The organism is Myceligenerans halotolerans (assembly GCF_054782975.1).
Genome location: NZ_BAAGRL010000026.1, coordinates 39,453 through 53,933, shown reverse-complemented (window position 1 = coordinate 53,933; position 14,481 = coordinate 39,453). Strand labels below are relative to the sequence as shown.

General features: G+C 72.3%; 18 protein-coding genes. 7 read left to right on the top strand and 11 right to left on the bottom strand.

Features of this window, described 5'->3' with window-relative positions:
* Positions 1 to 26 precede the first annotated feature (26 nt).
* Genes ACYVK5_RS17665 through ACYVK5_RS17655 form a run of 3 tightly spaced genes read left to right on the top strand, consistent with a single transcriptional unit; the run spans position 27 to position 1,735 of the window.
* Positions 27 to 380: a DUF1844 domain-containing protein gene (locus ACYVK5_RS17665; RefSeq protein ID WP_460707268.1), complete on the top strand. Its 354-nt coding sequence runs from the start codon at positions 27 to 29 to the stop codon at positions 378 to 380.
* Between the two features lie 42 nt (positions 381 to 422).
* Positions 423 to 998 (top strand): hypothetical protein, encoded by a 576-nt coding sequence (locus tag ACYVK5_RS17660; protein ID WP_460707267.1) that lies wholly within the window; start codon positions 423 to 425, stop codon positions 996 to 998.
* The gene (locus tag ACYVK5_RS17655; RefSeq protein ID WP_460707266.1) at positions 995 to 1,735 is read left to right on the top strand and encodes a S1 family peptidase; all 741 of its coding nucleotides are present in this window, start codon (positions 995 to 997) and stop codon (positions 1,733 to 1,735) included. The genes ACYVK5_RS17660 and ACYVK5_RS17655 overlap by 4 nt, the downstream gene beginning before the upstream one ends.
* A gap of 22 nt (positions 1,736 to 1,757) precedes the next feature.
* Here the strand turns inward: ACYVK5_RS17655 and ACYVK5_RS17650 are convergent, their stop codons facing one another.
* The 7 genes from ACYVK5_RS17650 to ACYVK5_RS17620 form a co-directional block, all read right to left on the bottom strand.
* Entirely contained in the window at positions 1,758 to 2,507 is a 750-nt protein-coding gene (locus tag ACYVK5_RS17650) for an SseB family protein (RefSeq protein WP_460707265.1), read from the bottom strand.
* Positions 2,504 to 3,244 carry a bifunctional 1-(5-phosphoribosyl)-5-((5-phosphoribosylamino)methylideneamino)imidazole-4-carboxamide isomerase/phosphoribosylanthranilate isomerase PriA gene (gene priA, locus ACYVK5_RS17645; RefSeq protein WP_460707264.1) on the bottom strand — a complete coding sequence of 247 codons (741 nt, stop codon included), beginning with the start codon at positions 3,242 to 3,244 and terminating at the stop codon, positions 2,504 to 2,506. The genes ACYVK5_RS17650 and priA overlap by 4 nt, the downstream gene beginning before the upstream one ends.
* 48 nt (positions 3,245 to 3,292) lie before the next feature.
* A complete protein-coding gene (gene hisH / locus ACYVK5_RS17640) occupies positions 3,293 to 3,952 on the bottom strand; it encodes an imidazole glycerol phosphate synthase subunit HisH (RefSeq protein WP_460707263.1) in 660 nt (219 codons plus the stop codon).
* Entirely contained in the window at positions 3,952 to 4,557 is a 606-nt protein-coding gene (locus ACYVK5_RS17635) for a hypothetical protein (protein ID WP_460707262.1), read from the bottom strand. The genes hisH and ACYVK5_RS17635 overlap by 1 nt, the downstream gene beginning before the upstream one ends.
* Positions 4,558 to 4,562: 5 nt before the next feature.
* Positions 4,563 to 5,171, bottom strand: a complete 609-nt coding sequence (gene hisB / locus ACYVK5_RS17630) for an imidazoleglycerol-phosphate dehydratase HisB (protein ID WP_460707261.1) — start codon at positions 5,169 to 5,171, stop codon at positions 4,563 to 4,565.
* Entirely contained in the window at positions 5,168 to 6,307 is a 1,140-nt protein-coding gene (locus ACYVK5_RS17625) for a histidinol-phosphate transaminase (RefSeq protein ID WP_460707317.1), read from the bottom strand. Before ACYVK5_RS17625 ends, hisB begins: the two co-directional genes overlap by 4 nt.
* Before the next feature lie 142 nt (positions 6,308 to 6,449).
* Complete coding sequence (locus ACYVK5_RS17620) at positions 6,450 to 6,938, bottom strand: QcrA and Rieske domain-containing protein (protein WP_460707260.1); 489 nt, start codon at positions 6,936 to 6,938, stop codon at positions 6,450 to 6,452.
* Positions 6,939 to 7,061: 123 nt separating this feature from the next.
* Here ACYVK5_RS17620 and ACYVK5_RS17615 point away from each other — a divergent pair, with 123 nt between their 5' ends.
* Positions 7,062 to 7,451 carry a hypothetical protein gene (locus tag ACYVK5_RS17615; RefSeq protein ID WP_460707259.1) on the top strand — a complete coding sequence of 130 codons (390 nt, stop codon included), beginning with the start codon at positions 7,062 to 7,064 and terminating at the stop codon, positions 7,449 to 7,451.
* 65 nt (positions 7,452 to 7,516) lie between these two features.
* A complete protein-coding gene (locus ACYVK5_RS17610; protein ID WP_460707258.1) occupies positions 7,517 to 10,102 on the top strand; it encodes a RecQ family ATP-dependent DNA helicase in 2,586 nt (861 codons plus the stop codon).
* Between the two features lie 132 nt (positions 10,103 to 10,234).
* Here ACYVK5_RS17610 and ACYVK5_RS17605 read toward each other — a convergent pair whose 3' ends face one another.
* Positions 10,235 to 10,498, bottom strand: coding sequence for a hypothetical protein (locus tag ACYVK5_RS17605; RefSeq protein ID WP_460707257.1), 264 nt, complete (start codon positions 10,496 to 10,498; stop codon positions 10,235 to 10,237).
* Positions 10,495 to 11,301, bottom strand: coding sequence for an HAD family hydrolase (locus tag ACYVK5_RS17600; RefSeq protein WP_460707256.1), 807 nt, complete (start codon positions 11,299 to 11,301; stop codon positions 10,495 to 10,497). Before ACYVK5_RS17600 ends, ACYVK5_RS17605 begins: the two co-directional genes overlap by 4 nt.
* Before the next feature lie 86 nt (positions 11,302 to 11,387).
* On the opposite strand from ACYVK5_RS17600, the gene ACYVK5_RS17595 reads away from it, so the two are divergent.
* Together ACYVK5_RS17595 and cyaB are read left to right on the top strand one after the other, a co-directional pair.
* Positions 11,388 to 12,227: a helix-turn-helix domain-containing protein gene (locus ACYVK5_RS17595; protein ID WP_460707255.1), complete on the top strand. Its 840-nt coding sequence runs from the start codon at positions 11,388 to 11,390 to the stop codon at positions 12,225 to 12,227.
* 19 nt (positions 12,228 to 12,246) lie between these two features.
* Positions 12,247 to 12,798, top strand: a complete 552-nt coding sequence (gene cyaB, locus ACYVK5_RS17590; protein ID WP_460707254.1) for a class IV adenylate cyclase — start codon at positions 12,247 to 12,249, stop codon at positions 12,796 to 12,798.
* 103 nt (positions 12,799 to 12,901) lie between these two features.
* Here cyaB and ACYVK5_RS17585 read toward each other — a convergent pair whose 3' ends face one another.
* Together ACYVK5_RS17585 and ACYVK5_RS17580 are read right to left on the bottom strand one after the other, a co-directional pair.
* Positions 12,902 to 13,126, bottom strand: coding sequence for a hypothetical protein (locus ACYVK5_RS17585; protein WP_460707253.1), 225 nt, complete (start codon positions 13,124 to 13,126; stop codon positions 12,902 to 12,904).
* Between the two features lie 260 nt (positions 13,127 to 13,386).
* Positions 13,387 to 14,439, bottom strand: a complete 1,053-nt coding sequence (locus ACYVK5_RS17580) for an HAD domain-containing protein (protein WP_460707252.1) — start codon at positions 14,437 to 14,439, stop codon at positions 13,387 to 13,389.
* Positions 14,440 to 14,481: the final 42 nt, after the last annotated feature.

The window sequence follows — 14,481 nt, the reverse complement described above, 5'->3', positions numbered from 1 at the left end:
CGCGCTGCGGATGAAAAGATGGGTTCATGAGCACCACCAGCGAGAAGGACGCCGGCGACGCCGCCCGTGACATCGCCGACGTGGCGGCCGTCGAGGTCATCACGACCGCGGCGGTCCACCTGATGAGCGCCGCCGCCGTCAAGTGCGGCCTCGCCGAGGGCGACGACGCGAGCGAGCACCTGGACCTCGACGAGGCGCGCAAGCTCATCACGGCGCTGGCCGCGCTCGTGACCGCGTCGGCGCCGGACATCGGCAACCAGCACGCCCGCTCGCTGCGCGACGGCCTGCGCTCGCTCCAGCTCGCGTTCCGCGAAGCCTCCGTCATCCCCGACGAGCCGGGCGACGGCCCCGGCGAGAAGTACACCGGCTCCGTCGTCTGACTCCGCGACGTCGGCCGACGTGTCCACGACCGAGGTAGGACCATGACCACGACTCCTCCCGTCCCGCCACCACCTGCCGGGTACGGTGCGCCGCCTCCGCCGCCCTCCGGCCGGAGGCCACGGGCCGGCGCCGCCCCGTGGCTCGCGGTGTTGCTGGTCCTGGCGCTCATGCTGGCCGGGTACCTCTGGGTGACCACGACGCAGTGGCAGCGCACCGCCGAGGAGTGGGAGAGCGAGGCGCACCGCTACGCCTCGGAGGCCGCGGCGCTGGACCAGCAGCTCGACGGCGCGAACGCGGAGCTCACCGCCGCCCGCGACCAGCTGGCCGCCGCGACCGGCAGGATCAGCGAGCTCGCCAACGAGAAGGCGCAGCTCGGCGACGAGAACGTGGCGTCGCAGCAGCACCTCGACTACCAGGCACGCGTCAGCGAGGCCGCGGCGAAGGTCGCCGTCGCCCTCGGTCAGTGCGTGAACGCGCAGGAGCAGCTCATCGGCTACCTGGAGGACGCCGACGCCTACGATCCCACCGACCTGACCCGCTTCAAGAACCAGGTCGGCGACCTCTGCGACAAGGCCAACGACGCCAACGACGCGCTGCAGCAGGAGCTCCGGTCGTGAGGCGCGGCGGCCGCGTCGTCGCCCTGGCCACCCTGATCGCCGCCACGACCGCGGGGTGCGGGGTGCTGCCACCGCTGCCCGAGCCCGTGCCGAGCGAGATCATTCCGTCGCGGGTGGCCGATCTGGAGCCGGCCGAAGGCAGTGAAACGATCTCGCCGGACGGGTTCGACGCCGTGCAGCGGATGGCCGTGCGCGTACGCAACGTCGGGTGCGACGAGTTGTCCACCGGGTCGGGCTTCGCCATCGACGCGCACACCCTCATCACCAACAAGCACGTGGTCGCCGACAGCGACAACCTCGAGGTCAGCACGTACGACGGCAGTGACATCGACGTCGGCACCGCCGCGACCGCCACTCTGGCGGACCTCGCGATCGTGCGCACCCGTGACTCGCTGCCCTCCTACCCGGTGCTCGCGGAGGCCGATCCGCGGCAGGGTGACGACGTGACGATCGTGGGCTACCCCTCCGGCGGGGAGCTGACCATCTCCTCGGGGCTCGTGATCGGCTCGACGCGGGACCCCCTGAACGCCAACCTCGGCGAGGTACTGGTCACGGACGCGAAGGTGGAGCCGGGCTCGTCCGGCTCGGCGGCGCTGGACAGCCAGGGCCGGGTGATCGGCGTGGTCTACGCGAAGACCGCCGACGACGACAGCCTGCTCGTCCCGATCTCCACCGTGCGGGACATGCTCGCCGACGCCGCGGCGTTCGAGGACGTCGCGACCTGCGCGGCGTCGTGAGCAGGCGGCGTCGCGCGCGACCCTAGCGCGCCGCGCCGATACGCAGTTCCAGCGAGTCGACCCGCCCCGAGATCACGTCGGACGCGCCGAGCCGGGCGTTGACCTGCCCCAGCACGGTGTCCAGCCCCGCCCGGTCGAGGCCGGGATCGAGCGCCAGCACCACGGCCACCTCGGCCTTGCGGCCGGGCTCCGCGTGCGCGCGGACCACGTGCTGCACGGGCGCCGCCGCCACGGTCACGGCCTGCGCGACCTCGCGCTCGACCCGCAGCCCGTCCTCGGTCGCCTCGAGCGCGGGGCGCCACTGCTCCCCCTGCGCCAGCGCCCAGACGGCCGGTCGCGGCACCTGCACGGTCACCGGCCCGCCGGGGTCGACGACGAGCAGCGACCAGTCCTCGTTCACCGCCGAGAGCGCGGCGCGGGTGGTCTCGACCGGAACCGGCCGGGCGTCCGCGCGCCAGGCGGCAATCGCCGCCACCGACGTGAACACCGGCAGCGCCCGGCGGCCGTCCGGTGCCCGGAGCGCCACCACGCCCGACGACGCCTCCTTGTCGATGTGCAGCGTCTGCCCCTCCGGGCCCGCCACGTCCTCCCCGACCGCGAGCTCGGCCAGCACCGGCACGAGCACGCGGGTGACGCCGAGACGGGCCACGACGTCCGCCAGCGGGACGGCCCCCGTGGAGTGCAGTGCCAGCAGGCGGGTGAGCTCCGGGTCGGCCGAGCCGTCGTCGCCGGCGAACTGGCTGGTCGGCTGGATCGAGCGGTTCCCGGTCACGGCCGGCCCGCCACGTCCAGCGCCTCGGGCAGCGTGAACGCCCCCGCGTACAGCGCCTTGCCGACGACGGCCCCCTCGACGGGCCTCCCCCCGGGCGTCCGAAGGGCACGCAGCTCCCGCAGGTCGTCCAGGGACGAGATCCCGCCCGAGGCCACGACGTGCGCGGGCGTCCGCTCGGCGACGTCGGCCAGGAGGTCCAGGTTCGGGCCGCGGAGCGTGCCGTCCTTCGTCACGTCCGTCACGACGTAGCGTGCGCACCCCGCCTCGTCGAGCCGCTCGAGCACCTCGTACAGGTCGCCGCCCTCGCGCGTCCAGCCGCGCGCGGCGAGCGTCGTGCCACGCACGTCCAGCCCGACGGCGACCCGGTCGCCGTGCTCCGCGATGACCTTCGCCGTCCAGGCGGGGTCCTCCAGCGCGGCCGTGCCGAGGTTGACCCGGCGGGCCCCCGTCGCGAGCGCCCGGGCGAGCGAGTCGTCGTCGCGGATCCCGCCCGACAGCTCCACCTGTACGTCCAGGCGGCCGACGACGTCGGCAAGGAGTTCCGCGTTCGAGCCACGGCCGAAGGCCGCGTCGAGGTCCACGAGGTGGATCCACTCCGCGCCCCCGCTCTGCCAGTCCAGCGCCGCCGAGAGCGGGTCGCCGTAGGAGGTCTCGGAGCCGGCCTCGCCCTGCACGAGGCGGACGGCCTGGCCGTCCGCGACGTCGACGGCGGGCAGCAGCACCAGTCGGTCGGTCATGGATTCCCTCTGTCTGTCGATGATGCCGGTCTGATCGTTGACGCGCGCTCAGCCGAGCCCGCGGACCCAGTTCTCCAGGAGCCGGGCGCCGGCGTCGCCGGACTTCTCGGGGTGGAACTGTGTCGCGGCGAGCGGCCCGTCCTCCACGGCGGCGACGAACCGCGTGCCGTGCTCGGGCGTGCCCGCGTGCGCCCAGGTCACCAGGGGCGGGTGGAAGCGCGGGTCGGCGGACGCGTCGTGTCCCAGCGTGAAGGTCTGCGCCGCGTACGAGTGGACGAAGTAGAAACGCTCGTGGCCGATGCCGTCGAACAGCCGGGACCCCTCGGGGGCCTCGACCGGGGCCCAGCCCATGTGCGGCACCACCGGGGCGTCGAGACGCTCGACGGTCCCGGTCCACTCCCCCATGCCCTCGGCGCGCTCGCCGTGCTCCACGCCGGCGTCGAACAGGATCTGCATGCCGACGCAGATGCCGAGCACCGGGCGGCCGCCCGCGACGCGGCGCGCGATCACCTCGTGGCCCCGGACCTTCCGGAGCCCCGCCATGCAGGCGCCGAACGCTCCGACGCCGGGCACCACGAGGCCGTCCGCGTCCTGGGCGGCGGCCCGGTCGGCGGTGAGCGTCACCTCCGCACCGACCCGTTCCAGGGCGCGCGTGGCGGAGCGGACGTTGCCGAAGCCGTAGTCGAGGACGACGACGCGCGAACCCATCAGGCGTCGTCCCTCCGGCCGGGCTTGCCGCGGCTCGCCTTGCGGGCCTTGCGCGCGGCCGAACTCAGCATGCGCATGGCCTTCATCTTGCCGATCGAGCCGGAGGCCACGACGCCTTCGATGTCCGCCGGCTTCGCGAAGCCCGTCAGCACGTCCTCGACGGTCTGCGGAGCCCCGCCGAGCAGCAGTGCCGGGGAGATCTCGTCCCCGCGCTCCCCGTCGGACCAGCGCACGCACGTCAGCTGCTCGCCCTTGCGGGTGACCTGCACCAGCGGAACGCCGCGCACGACCTGCGACAGCGCGGCCGCGGCCGCGTCGGGACCGCCGCCGGACGGGTCGCGCAGCACGGCGAGCGCGCCGACCTCGGTGGGTACCGCGTCCAGGTCCAGCCCGGCCAGCGACGCCGCCGCGGCGAGCGGCTCGGCGCCCGCGATCTGGGTGATCAGCACGGCCATGTCCGGGTCGGACGACGGCTGGGTGAGTTCTGACAGGTCGTCCGGGACCTCGATGCCGAGATCGCCCAGCGAGCTCAGGTCGTCGGGGATGTCGGGGAGCTCCGGCTCGTTCTCGCCGGGGCTGCCTGCGGGACGGGGTGTGTCGGTCATGGACGTTACAGCGCACCCTTCGTGGACGGGATGCCCTCGACGCGCGGATCGCGGGCGACGGCGGCGCGCAGGGCACGCGCCAGGGCCTTGAACTGAGCTTCGACGATGTGGTGGGGGTCGCGGCCCGCGAGCACGCGCACGTGCAGCGTGACGTGGGCGTGGTGCGCGACCGACTCCAGCACGTGCCGGGTGAGGCTGCCGGTGAAGTGTCCGCCGATCAGGTGGTACTCCTGTCCGGCAGGCTCGCCCTCGTGCACGAGGTACGGGCGGCCGGAGACGTCGACGATGGCGAGCACGAGCGCCTCGTCGAGGGGCACCGTGGCGTCGCCGTAGCGGGTGATGCCCTGCTTGTCGCCGAGCGCCTGGCGCAGCGCCTGTCCCAGGCAGATCGCGACGTCCTCGACGGTGTGGTGGGCGTCGATGTGCGTGTCGCCGGCGGCGTGGACGGTGAGGTCCATCAGCGAGTGCTTGCCGAGCGCGGTCAGCATGTGGTCGTAGAAGGGCACGCCCGTGGCGATGTCGGTGCGGCCGGTGCCGTCGAGGTCGAGCTCGACGGTGACCTTGGACTCGGAGGTGGCGCGCTCGATACGGGCGGTGCGCGGGGCGGGCGTCATGCGGTCTCCTCGGTCACGTGCGTGAGGGCGTCGACCACGTCGGTGAGGGCGTCACGGAACGCGGCGTTCTCGTCGGGCGTGCCGACGGACACGCGCAGCCAGCCGTCCGGGCCGGTCTCACGGATGAGCACCCCGCGGTCGAGCAGGCCCTGCCAGACGGCGTGGCGGTCGGCGAAGGTGCCGAACAGGACGAAGTTGGCGTCGGAATCGGCGACCCGGAGCGGGGCGCCGCCCGGGGCACGCTGCTCGCGGAGCCAGGCGACGAGCTCGTCGCGTTCGCCGCGCAGGCTGCCGACCTGCGCCATCAGTGCGTCACGGTGCCGGAGCGCCGCGCGCGCGACCGCCTGCGTGACGGCGGACAGGTGATAGGGCAGGCGGACCACGCGGAGCGCGTCCACGAGGTGCGGCTGCGCGGCGAGGTAGCCGACGCGGGCACCGGCGAGCGCGAACGCCTTGGACATGGTGCGGGTGACCGCCAGGTTGGGGTGGCTCGCCAGGAGGCTGACCGCGCTGGGTGTGCCGGCGCGGCGGAACTCGGCGTAGGCCTCGTCCACGACCACCACGGCGGGCGTGGCCGGGTCGACGGCGGACGCGGCGTCCAGGATCGCCTCGACGGTGCTCAGCGGCAGTGCCGTGCCCGTCGGGTTGTTGGGGCTGGCCAGCAGGATCACGGACGGGCGGTGCTCGGTGATCGCGGCGGCCGCCGTCGCCGGGTCGACGCTGAAGTCGTCCTCGCGACGCGCGGTCACCCAGCGCGTGTGGGTGTCACGGGCGTACTCCGGGTACATGGAGTAGGTGGGCGCGAAGGACAGCGCCGTACGACCGGGCCCGCCGAACGCCTGCAGCAGGTGCAGCATCACCTCGTTGGAGCCGTTGGCCGCCCAGACCGAGAAGGGCTCCATGGGGACGCCGGACTCGAGCGCGAGGTAGTCCGCGAGTTCCTCGCGCAGGGCGGCGAAGTCGCGGTCCGGGTAGCGGTTGAGCGACGCCGCGGCGGCGGCGACCTCCTGGGCGATCGTCGCGATCACCTCGGGAGCCGGCGCGTACGGGTTCTCGTTCACGTTGAGCAGCACCGGGACGTCGAGCTGCGGGGCGCCGTACGGCTGCTCGTGCGCGAGCTCGGGCCGGATCGGCAGGCCCCGGAACGGGGCAGGTCCGCCGGGCGCGGCGGCGCCGCCGGGCCGGGTCTCGGTACGGGATGCGATCACCGGGCCAGTCTACGGAAGGGGACCGACACGGCTGCGCGGAGTCCGCCCAGCGGGCGTCCCTCCTGCCGCGCTACGAGGTCACCACGTCGCCGCCGTCGTCCACCACGACCGCGATCTCCGGGAGCGGCTCGGGCGCGGGGCCCGCCACGACCGCCGCGTCGGCGAGCGCGTAGCGCGATCCGTGGCACGGGCAGGCGAGATCGCCGTCACCCGGCGCGACGGTGCAGCCCTGGTGGGTACAGATCGCGCTGAACACGTGGGCCTCACCCTCGGCGGGCTGCGTGACGAGAACCTCCTGCCCGTCGATCGTGGCGGACACCGCCCCGCCGACCGGAACGTCCGCGAGCGGAACGACGACGACGCCCGCCGCCGGGCCGTCCGGGCTCGTGCCCGCCGACCCCTCCCCGCCTCCCGAGCAGGCGGCGAGCGCGACGCCACCCGCCAGCGCCCCGGAGGCGGCGCCCGCCCCGCGCAGGATCTCGCGGCGCGTCACCTCGCGGGCGGCGTCGTGTGGTGCCGCGGGAGCGGTGGCCTCCGAGGGGCCAGGTCGGGTGTGCATCATGAGCGCCTCCGGCGTCGTCCTTCGTGTCCGTCGTCGTCGATCGGAGAGGCGCCCTGGCGAAGCGGCGCCGGATTCGGCAACATGTCGATCATGGACCCGTCACCGCAGGACACGCCAGCGATGGATCAGGATCGGCCTCCTCCCGCGACCGTCTGGCGGTGGTTCGGCGCGGCGGGCGTTTTCGTCTCCGCGCTGGTCCATCTGGTCCTGTGGATCCAGGGGTACCAGGACATCGACATCGTCGGCCCGATGTTCCTGCTGAACGCCGTGGGCGGAGCGGCCCTGGCCGTGGCGATCCTCGTCTGGCGCCATTGGCTGCCGTTGCTCGGCGGGATCGGGTTCGGCCTGCTCACCCTGACGGCGTACCTGCTGTCGGCGACCGTCGGGTTCTTCGGCGTGCTGACGCCGTTCGAGTTCGCGGGAACGGCGGAGATCGTCGCCGCGATGGCGGACATCACGGCGGTTGTCGGCTCGGGCATGGCGCTCCGGCGCGAGCGGACGGCCTCGTAGGGACTTTTCCACAGCCTCGGCGCCGGACCGCACGCGTGTCAGTGGTCGCCCCTACGATCGACAGCGTGACCAACGATCCCTTTGCAGACCTTCCGTTCGCCGTGGAGGAGCCGCCGGACGAGGATGCCGTCCTCGTCGAGCTCGGCGAACCCGCGCTGCCGCCCTCGGCCAGGAACACCCCCGAAGCGCAGGCGGCCAGGCTGCAGATGCTGCGCGGGCTGCTCGACGAGGCGGCCGGGTCGAGCGGTTCCACCCCCAGGACCAGGGCCGACGACGGCGGGGCGCCCGGTGCGCACGACGCGCCGTCCGGCGAACCGGCCGGGGAGCCACCGGCGGCCGCGGAGCAGGAGCCACGCCGGGATACGGAGCCGCGCCCGAAGCCGGTCTCCGCCGCTCCGGGTGCCGGGCTGCGGGGAGAGGCAGAGGTGGCGCTGCGGGCTCTCGTCGGGCGGGAGGACGCCGCGCTGCGGGAGGACCAGTGGCGCGCGATCGAGGCGCTGGCCGCGTTCCATCGTCGTGCCCTGGTGGTACAGCGCACCGGATGGGGCAAGTCGGCCGTGTACTTCGTGGCGACGAAGCTGCTGCGGGCCCGTGGCGCGGGACCCACCGTGATCGTGTCCCCGCTGCTGGCGCTCATGCGCGACCAGGTCGCCGCGGCCGAGCGCGCCGGGATCCGCGCGGTGACGATCAACTCCTCCAACGTCACCGAGTGGGGCCAGGTCCACGCCGACATCGCGGCCGGCACGGTGGACGTGCTGTTGTGCTCGCCCGAGCGGCTGAACAACCCGGCGTTCCGCGACGACGTGCTGCCCCGGCTGGCCGCCGACGCCGGCCTCGTCGTCATCGACGAGGCGCACTGCATTTCCGACTGGGGACACGACTTCCGCCCGGACTACCGGCGCATCCGGACGCTCCTGGCGGACCTGCCGCCCGGCATCCCGGTGCTCGCCACCACGGCCACCGCGAACCAGCGCGTCACGGATGATGTCGCCGAGCAGCTCGGTGTGACCGGGGGCTCCGGCACGGCCGATGGTGAGCACGGACCCGGGAACGCCGGTCCGCGGGAGGACGTGCTCGTGCTGCGAGGGGCCCTGGACCGTGAGTCGCTGCACCTGGCGGTCCTGGAACTGGGCGACCAGCCGACCCGGGTGGCATGGCTCGCGCAGACATTGCAGGACGTCGAGGGCTCGGGCATCGTCTACTGCCTGACCGTGTCGGCGGCGGAGCAGGTCGCCGACCAGCTCCGTGCTGCCGGCCTGGGCGTCGCCGCGTACACCGGGCGCACGGAGCCCGCGCAGCGCGAGCAGCTCGAGGCCGACCTCAAGGAGAACCGCGTCAAGGCACTCGTCGCCACGTCCGCCCTGGGCATGGGCTTCGACAAGCCGGACCTCGCGTTCGTCGTGCACCTCGGTGCCCCCTCCTCCCCCATCGCGTACTACCAGCAGGTCGGCCGTGCCGGGCGTGGCGTCGACCAGGCGGTGGTGGTCCTGCTCCCCGGTCACGAGGACAAGGCGATCTGGGACTGGTTCGGCGCCCAGGCGTTCCCCGCGGAGCCACAGGTGCGCGCCACCCTGGACGCACTGCGCCGCAACGGGGCGCCGCTGTCGACGGCCGCGCTGGAGACGCACGTCGACCTCAAGCGGTCCCGGCTGGAGACCATGCTCAAGGTGCTCGACGTCGACGGCGCGGTGCGCCGGGTCAAGGGCGGCTGGGAGTCGACCGGGAGGGAGTGGGCCTACGACCGCGAGCGCTACGAGCGGGTCGCCGCGACCCGGTCCGCCGAGCAGCAGGCGATGGTGGACTACGTCGCCTCGCCCGGCTGCCGCATGGCATACCTGCGAGCCCAGCTCGACGACCCGGACCTTGCCGGGGACTGGATCTGCGGGCGCTGCGACCGGTGCGGCGGCGTCGACCTGCCCGATCCGCCGGACCCGGAGGCCATCACCGAGGCGCGCGCCGAGATGGACCGGCCGGGCGCGTCGATCGAGGCGCGCCGGATGTGGCCGAGTGGCCTGTCGACCCTCGGGCTGGACCTCCGCGGGAAGATCCCCGCCGAGGAACAGTCCGAGCCGGGGCGTGCGATCGCCCGGCTGGACGGGCTCGGCTGGTCCGGGCCGCTGCGGGACCTGTTCTCTCCCGGCACGCCCGACGGTGAGCTGCCGGTGTCGCTCCGGCGTGCGGCCGCCCGCGTCCTGGACGAGTGGCCCGCGCTGCGGGAGACCGCCGGGCAGGGCGACGACGAGGAGGCCGGGCCCGCCGACGGCTCACCCGGCGCGGTCGATGCGGGGCAGGGCCGCCTCCTGGTGGAGGGCGTCGTCGGTGTGCGCTCGATGGCGCGTCCGCAACTCTCCTATCACCTGGCCACCGGCCTGGCCGCATACCTGGGGGTGCCCATGATCGGCGCGGTCGGCCCGGTGGCGGGGCAGGAAGGGTCCGGGCGGCACGACGTGAACTCGGCGATGCGGCTCGCCGGAGTCGTCCGTCGCCTCGAGTTGCAGCTCGGTGAGGCTGCCCTGCGCGGGCTGCCGGGCCGGACGGTGCTCCTGGTCGACGACTACACCGACTCGGGCTGGACCCTCACGGTCGCAGCCCGGCTGCTGCGTCAGGCGGGCGCCGCGCGGGTGCTGCCGTTCGTGCTGGGAATCCGCTGATCTCGGTGACCCTGCGGGTGTGTCGGGGTCTCTGGCGAGGGGCAGGCAGCCGGGCTTACCGCCGTACCCGTGAGGCACGCAGCACGGCCAGTAGTACGACGAGCAGGAGGAGATAGCCGATCATCAGCCAGGTCATGGCGTTGCCTCGTCGGCCGGCGTCTCGTCCTCCGGCGCGAGCTCCCAGGCGGCGCAGAGGACTTCCCCGAATCCGATCCGAGCGTCGACCGCCACCCTGATGGGCCATCTCCCGGGGATGCCGACCTGGACGACGGTCCCGACCGAGCCGAGCAGTATCTCCGGGCCACCCACGCGCCGCACGCGGTCACCCACCGCCCATACGCGGTGCGAACTCGCCGACTCTGCCGCGAAGTCCTCCTCGCCCTCGAAGACGCTCACCTCCCGATCACCGACCGCAGCACGCGCACCACGCCATCCTCGGCGATCGATCCGGTGACCTCGTTCGCGGCCGCGCGCACCGACGCGCTCGCATGCCCCATGGCGACGCCGCGCGCGGCCCAGCGCAGCATCTCGACATCGTTCCCGCCGTCGCCGACGGCGACCGTGCGCGCCGAAGGGATGCCGAGAGCCACGCGCACCCGCTCAAGCGCGGCCGCCTTGGACACCTTGCCGGCCATCACGTCCACCCACTCCGCGTGCGGTGAGTGCACGGACATGCCCATCTTGAGCAGGTCGTCCGCGAGCCATCCTGCACCGGCTCCGGCCAACGAGAGGCGCGGCGTCGGCGTGGCCCACAGCCCTTCGAGGTTCGACGGCTGCAACACTCCCGACAGTTCGTGCGACTGGAACCGGGCACTCACCCGGTAGCCGTGCCCGGGAATCTCGGCGGCGAGCCGTAGCCGTAGCTTCGGTGCGACATACCGCACCACCTTCTCGACGTCAACTGAGCTGCGCTCGACGATCGTGACCTTGCCGCCACCGATGCGGGCAGTGATCGCGCCGTTGGACGTGACGAGGAAGGCATCCCGAAGCCCGAGCCACTGCGCGGCCTGGATCGCCCCGACCAGCGAGCGGCCCGTCGCCAGCACAGGATGGTGGCCGGTGTTCATGAGCTCGCGCATGGCCGTAACGGCGGCGTCCGACGGCGGACGGCCGGTTTCCATGAGCGTGCCGTCGACGTCGCAGGCGACGAGTTGGGCCGTGTTCTCGACTCGAACGTGGCTTGCGGTCGTGAAGTTCATGCGAGAACGATGCGATGGTGACTTGCGCCGCCCCAATACCCAGACGGTAATCTCACGATGAGATACCTCATCTGTAGGAGATGACCATGGGCGGCCTGAATGGCGACATCGAGATCCCCGGCCAGGTCTGGGAACGTGCCGAAGTGCGGCAGGCGCTCCGGGCCCGCCGAGTCGGCGACGTCTTCCGTCTCGTCCAGCAGCACACCGGCGCCAGCCAGGCAACGATCGCCGCCGCGGTCGGGATGACCCAGGCACGGGTGAACGAGGTGATCAACGGCCGGCGAGAGATCAACAAGCTCGACGTCTTCGAGCGGATCGCGACCGGGCTCCGGATGCCTTCCGACGCGCGCCATCTGCTCGGGCTGGCCTCGTCCCGCGATGGCAGCGAGGGCGGCCCGGCGTTCGACCTGGCGGCTTTCCCCGAGATCGTGCGCGTCTACCCGGATCAGCGCTCGGCCGCGACCGAGATCCGGCAGATTGCGCGAGAGTCGGCGGAAATCGACGTCCTGGCCGTTCGCGGTCTCGGACTCCTCGGGTTGAACGACTCGCTGTTGCGGGCCCGGATCGAAGCCGGGGGCGTGCGTGTGCGAGTGCTGCTCCTGGACCCCGAGTGCGCCGCTGTCGACCAACGCGCTGCCGAGATCGGAGAGTCGTCCGCATCGTTCGCCGACGGGATCCGGCTCGCGGAATCGAGGCTGCGTGAACTGGCTGACGGCGTCGACATCCAGGTGTACCGCTACTCCACACTGCCCACGTGGCGCATCATCCGCTGCGACGCGGCGATGTTCATCGGCACGTTCGACGCGGGGTGGGAAGGCCACGAATCCGCGGCCTATAAGGTAATGGCCACCGACGTCGGACCCCTGCACCGCGGCTTCCGGCGCATGTTCGATGCGATGCTGACCGATGCGCAGCGCACCGTGTGAGCAGGAAGGACAGCGAGTAATGATCGAGGCAGAACTCAAGGCGCGAGTTCATGAGCCCGAGGCGGTCATGCGGCGCCTGGATGAACGCGCCGTGCCGCGCGTGGAGGTCTACGCCGACACCTACTACGACCGCCCCGACGGATCGCTCGAAGCAGCCGGCCGCGAACTGCGGGTGCGTACGATCCACGGCCCTGACGGTACCCGCACCCTCCTGACTTACAAGGGCCCGGTGGTCGATGAGGCGTCCGGCTCCAAGCCCGAGCACGAGACTCGCGCCGAGGACCCCGCCGCCGTCCACGAGATCATCCGCGGACTCGGCTACATCCCGACCATCACGTTCGAGAAACGCTGCCGCAACTACGACCTGCGCGTCGACGGGCGCCGGGTGCTCGCGTCACTTGTACGCGTCCCCGAGATCGACGGCATCTGGATCGAGGTCGAGACCCTCGCTGTGCCCGACGACCTGGACGCCGCCCTCACCGCCGTGCGCACCGTCCTGGCCGACCTCGGCATCGACGAGACCACCATCACCCGCGACCTCTACACCGACGCCGTACGCGCAAACCGCTGATGAATCCTGGAGCGCACACTTGCCCGGTTCCGTACCGCCTGACCCCGACGGCCTCCACGATCCGTTCACCTACCTGGGCGTTCGCACGTCAGGGCGATTCCCATCATTCGCCGTCGAGAGGTAGTTCGATCCCCGGCTCGCCCGCGTACTGCCGGGAAAGCTCCAGCAACGTCGCGACAACCTTCTTCTCCTGTGGCCTGACGGTCGCCTGGACGAGTGTCAGGGGGTCGGCGAAGTCGGCCAGTTCGTCGGAGTGCAGGACCAGTGAGCCGTAGGGCTTGATCCGGGAGAAGAATCTGCCCGGGTGGGTTTCGGGTAGCCGCGCCACGACATTTCCGGCATCCGTGACCGCTGCGACTCGTTCCAGGCGCCGTCGTCTCGGACCAGTGCCATCCTGATGAACCCGGTAGAGGCTGGCATCCACACCCATCTCAACGCTCCTTCTCGAGCGCGACACTCGATCCGCGGGCCGGGACTGCTGAGAGCGTCGACTCGGGTCGCACAGCATGGCGAACAACGGCCCGCTGCAGGTCACGCTCGGTGTGAGCAACGCGGGAGGATCCGGCCACAGGAGCCCATCCGACGCGCTCAGCGGCATAGCGCATCGATCCACATGCGCAAGGCGGGTAGTCCGTCGGTGGCCTCGGTGGTGATCTGGTCCACGGGCCGACGGCGGCCGGGCGCCAGCCTCATGGCAGCATCCATCAGGTCGGGGTGAGGCACGACGACGCGCTCCGGATCAAGGGTTCTACCGAACCGCTCACCCCCATAGTGCTCGCCCTGCACGTCGTGAGGTCCGAGTCCATGCGCGAAGAACCACAGAGCGTCCCACGCATCCGCAGCCAGGACGGCTACGTCACCCTCAGGACCCAGGTAGACCACGGGCTGACCAGCCAGGTCCACGCCGTCGCGGATCATCCAGGAGGCGACATACCCGCCGGCCCCATCCATGCCGAAGGGCCGCACCTCCTGCCCCGTCACCTCGGGATTCCCCGTCCACAGGCGGAACCACCAGCCGGTCTCCGCCACCGGCTCCACCTGTCGCAGGGGCTCGAAGTCGACACCGCGGCCCTCGTCGTAGTCGTAGACCGCGTCCATGATCACGCGCAGCGGCGCCGGAACATCATCGTGCAGCGGAGGGCCGGCCACTTCCGCGATCCAGGCCGCGACAACCTCAAGGTCTTCCTCGGTGATACCCGCGGTCGGGTGCACCCGGCGCAGCAGAGCACGACCAGGATGCGCCGCCTCGATCCACTGCCGGTCAAAGTCACGGATCTCGTCGTCCAGCCACACGAGCGGCCGCCCCTCCGCATACCGGACAAGAGGCTGAGCCTTCCAGTGCAACGCCGCCGGAACCGGGAGGTCCGGCTCGTCGAAGTCCACCACCGCAAGCCGCGGCAACGCGAGAACCGGAGCGATCACCTCATTGGCGTCCTCGCCCCACGCCGTCGCCCACACCAACTCACACCCCAGCCCGAGCAGACGCGCTCCCAGCCCTCGCCTCACCGTCGCGAGCCGCGGGTTGGACCCCGAACGCCACCCTGCCGGATCATCGACCGCTACCACGCCCGCCCCGCCGCCCAGCGGCAGAACGGCTCCGTCGACGTCGAGAAACAACATCGGGCGTGCGGTTTCACTCACCCGCGACACCCTATCGAGCTCAGCGCAGGATCAGAATGCTCG

Coding starts and splice junctions, on each gene's coding strand:
- ACYVK5_RS17665 (WP_460707268.1), top strand. CDS start 27: ATGAGCACCACCAGCGAGAAGGACGCCGGCGACGCCGCCCGTGACATC.
- ACYVK5_RS17660 (WP_460707267.1), top strand. CDS start 423: ATGACCACGACTCCTCCCGTCCCGCCACCACCTGCCGGGTACGGTGCG.
- priA (WP_460707264.1), bottom strand. CDS start 3,244: ATGACCGACCGACTGGTGCTGCTGCCCGCCGTCGACGTCGCGGACGGC.
- hisH (WP_460707263.1), bottom strand. CDS start 3,952: ATGGGTTCGCGCGTCGTCGTCCTCGACTACGGCTTCGGCAACGTCCGC.
- ACYVK5_RS17635 (WP_460707262.1), bottom strand. CDS start 4,557: ATGACCGACACACCCCGTCCCGCAGGCAGCCCCGGCGAGAACGAGCCG.
- hisB (WP_460707261.1), bottom strand. CDS start 5,171: ATGACGCCCGCCCCGCGCACCGCCCGTATCGAGCGCGCCACCTCCGAG.
- ACYVK5_RS17620 (WP_460707260.1), bottom strand. CDS start 6,938: ATGCACACCCGACCTGGCCCCTCGGAGGCCACCGCTCCCGCGGCACCA.
- ACYVK5_RS17615 (WP_460707259.1), top strand. CDS start 7,062: ATGGATCAGGATCGGCCTCCTCCCGCGACCGTCTGGCGGTGGTTCGGC.
- ACYVK5_RS17600 (WP_460707256.1), bottom strand. CDS start 11,301: ATGAACTTCACGACCGCAAGCCACGTTCGAGTCGAGAACACGGCCCAA.
- ACYVK5_RS17595 (WP_460707255.1), top strand. CDS start 11,388: ATGGGCGGCCTGAATGGCGACATCGAGATCCCCGGCCAGGTCTGGGAA.
- cyaB (WP_460707254.1), top strand. CDS start 12,247: ATGATCGAGGCAGAACTCAAGGCGCGAGTTCATGAGCCCGAGGCGGTC.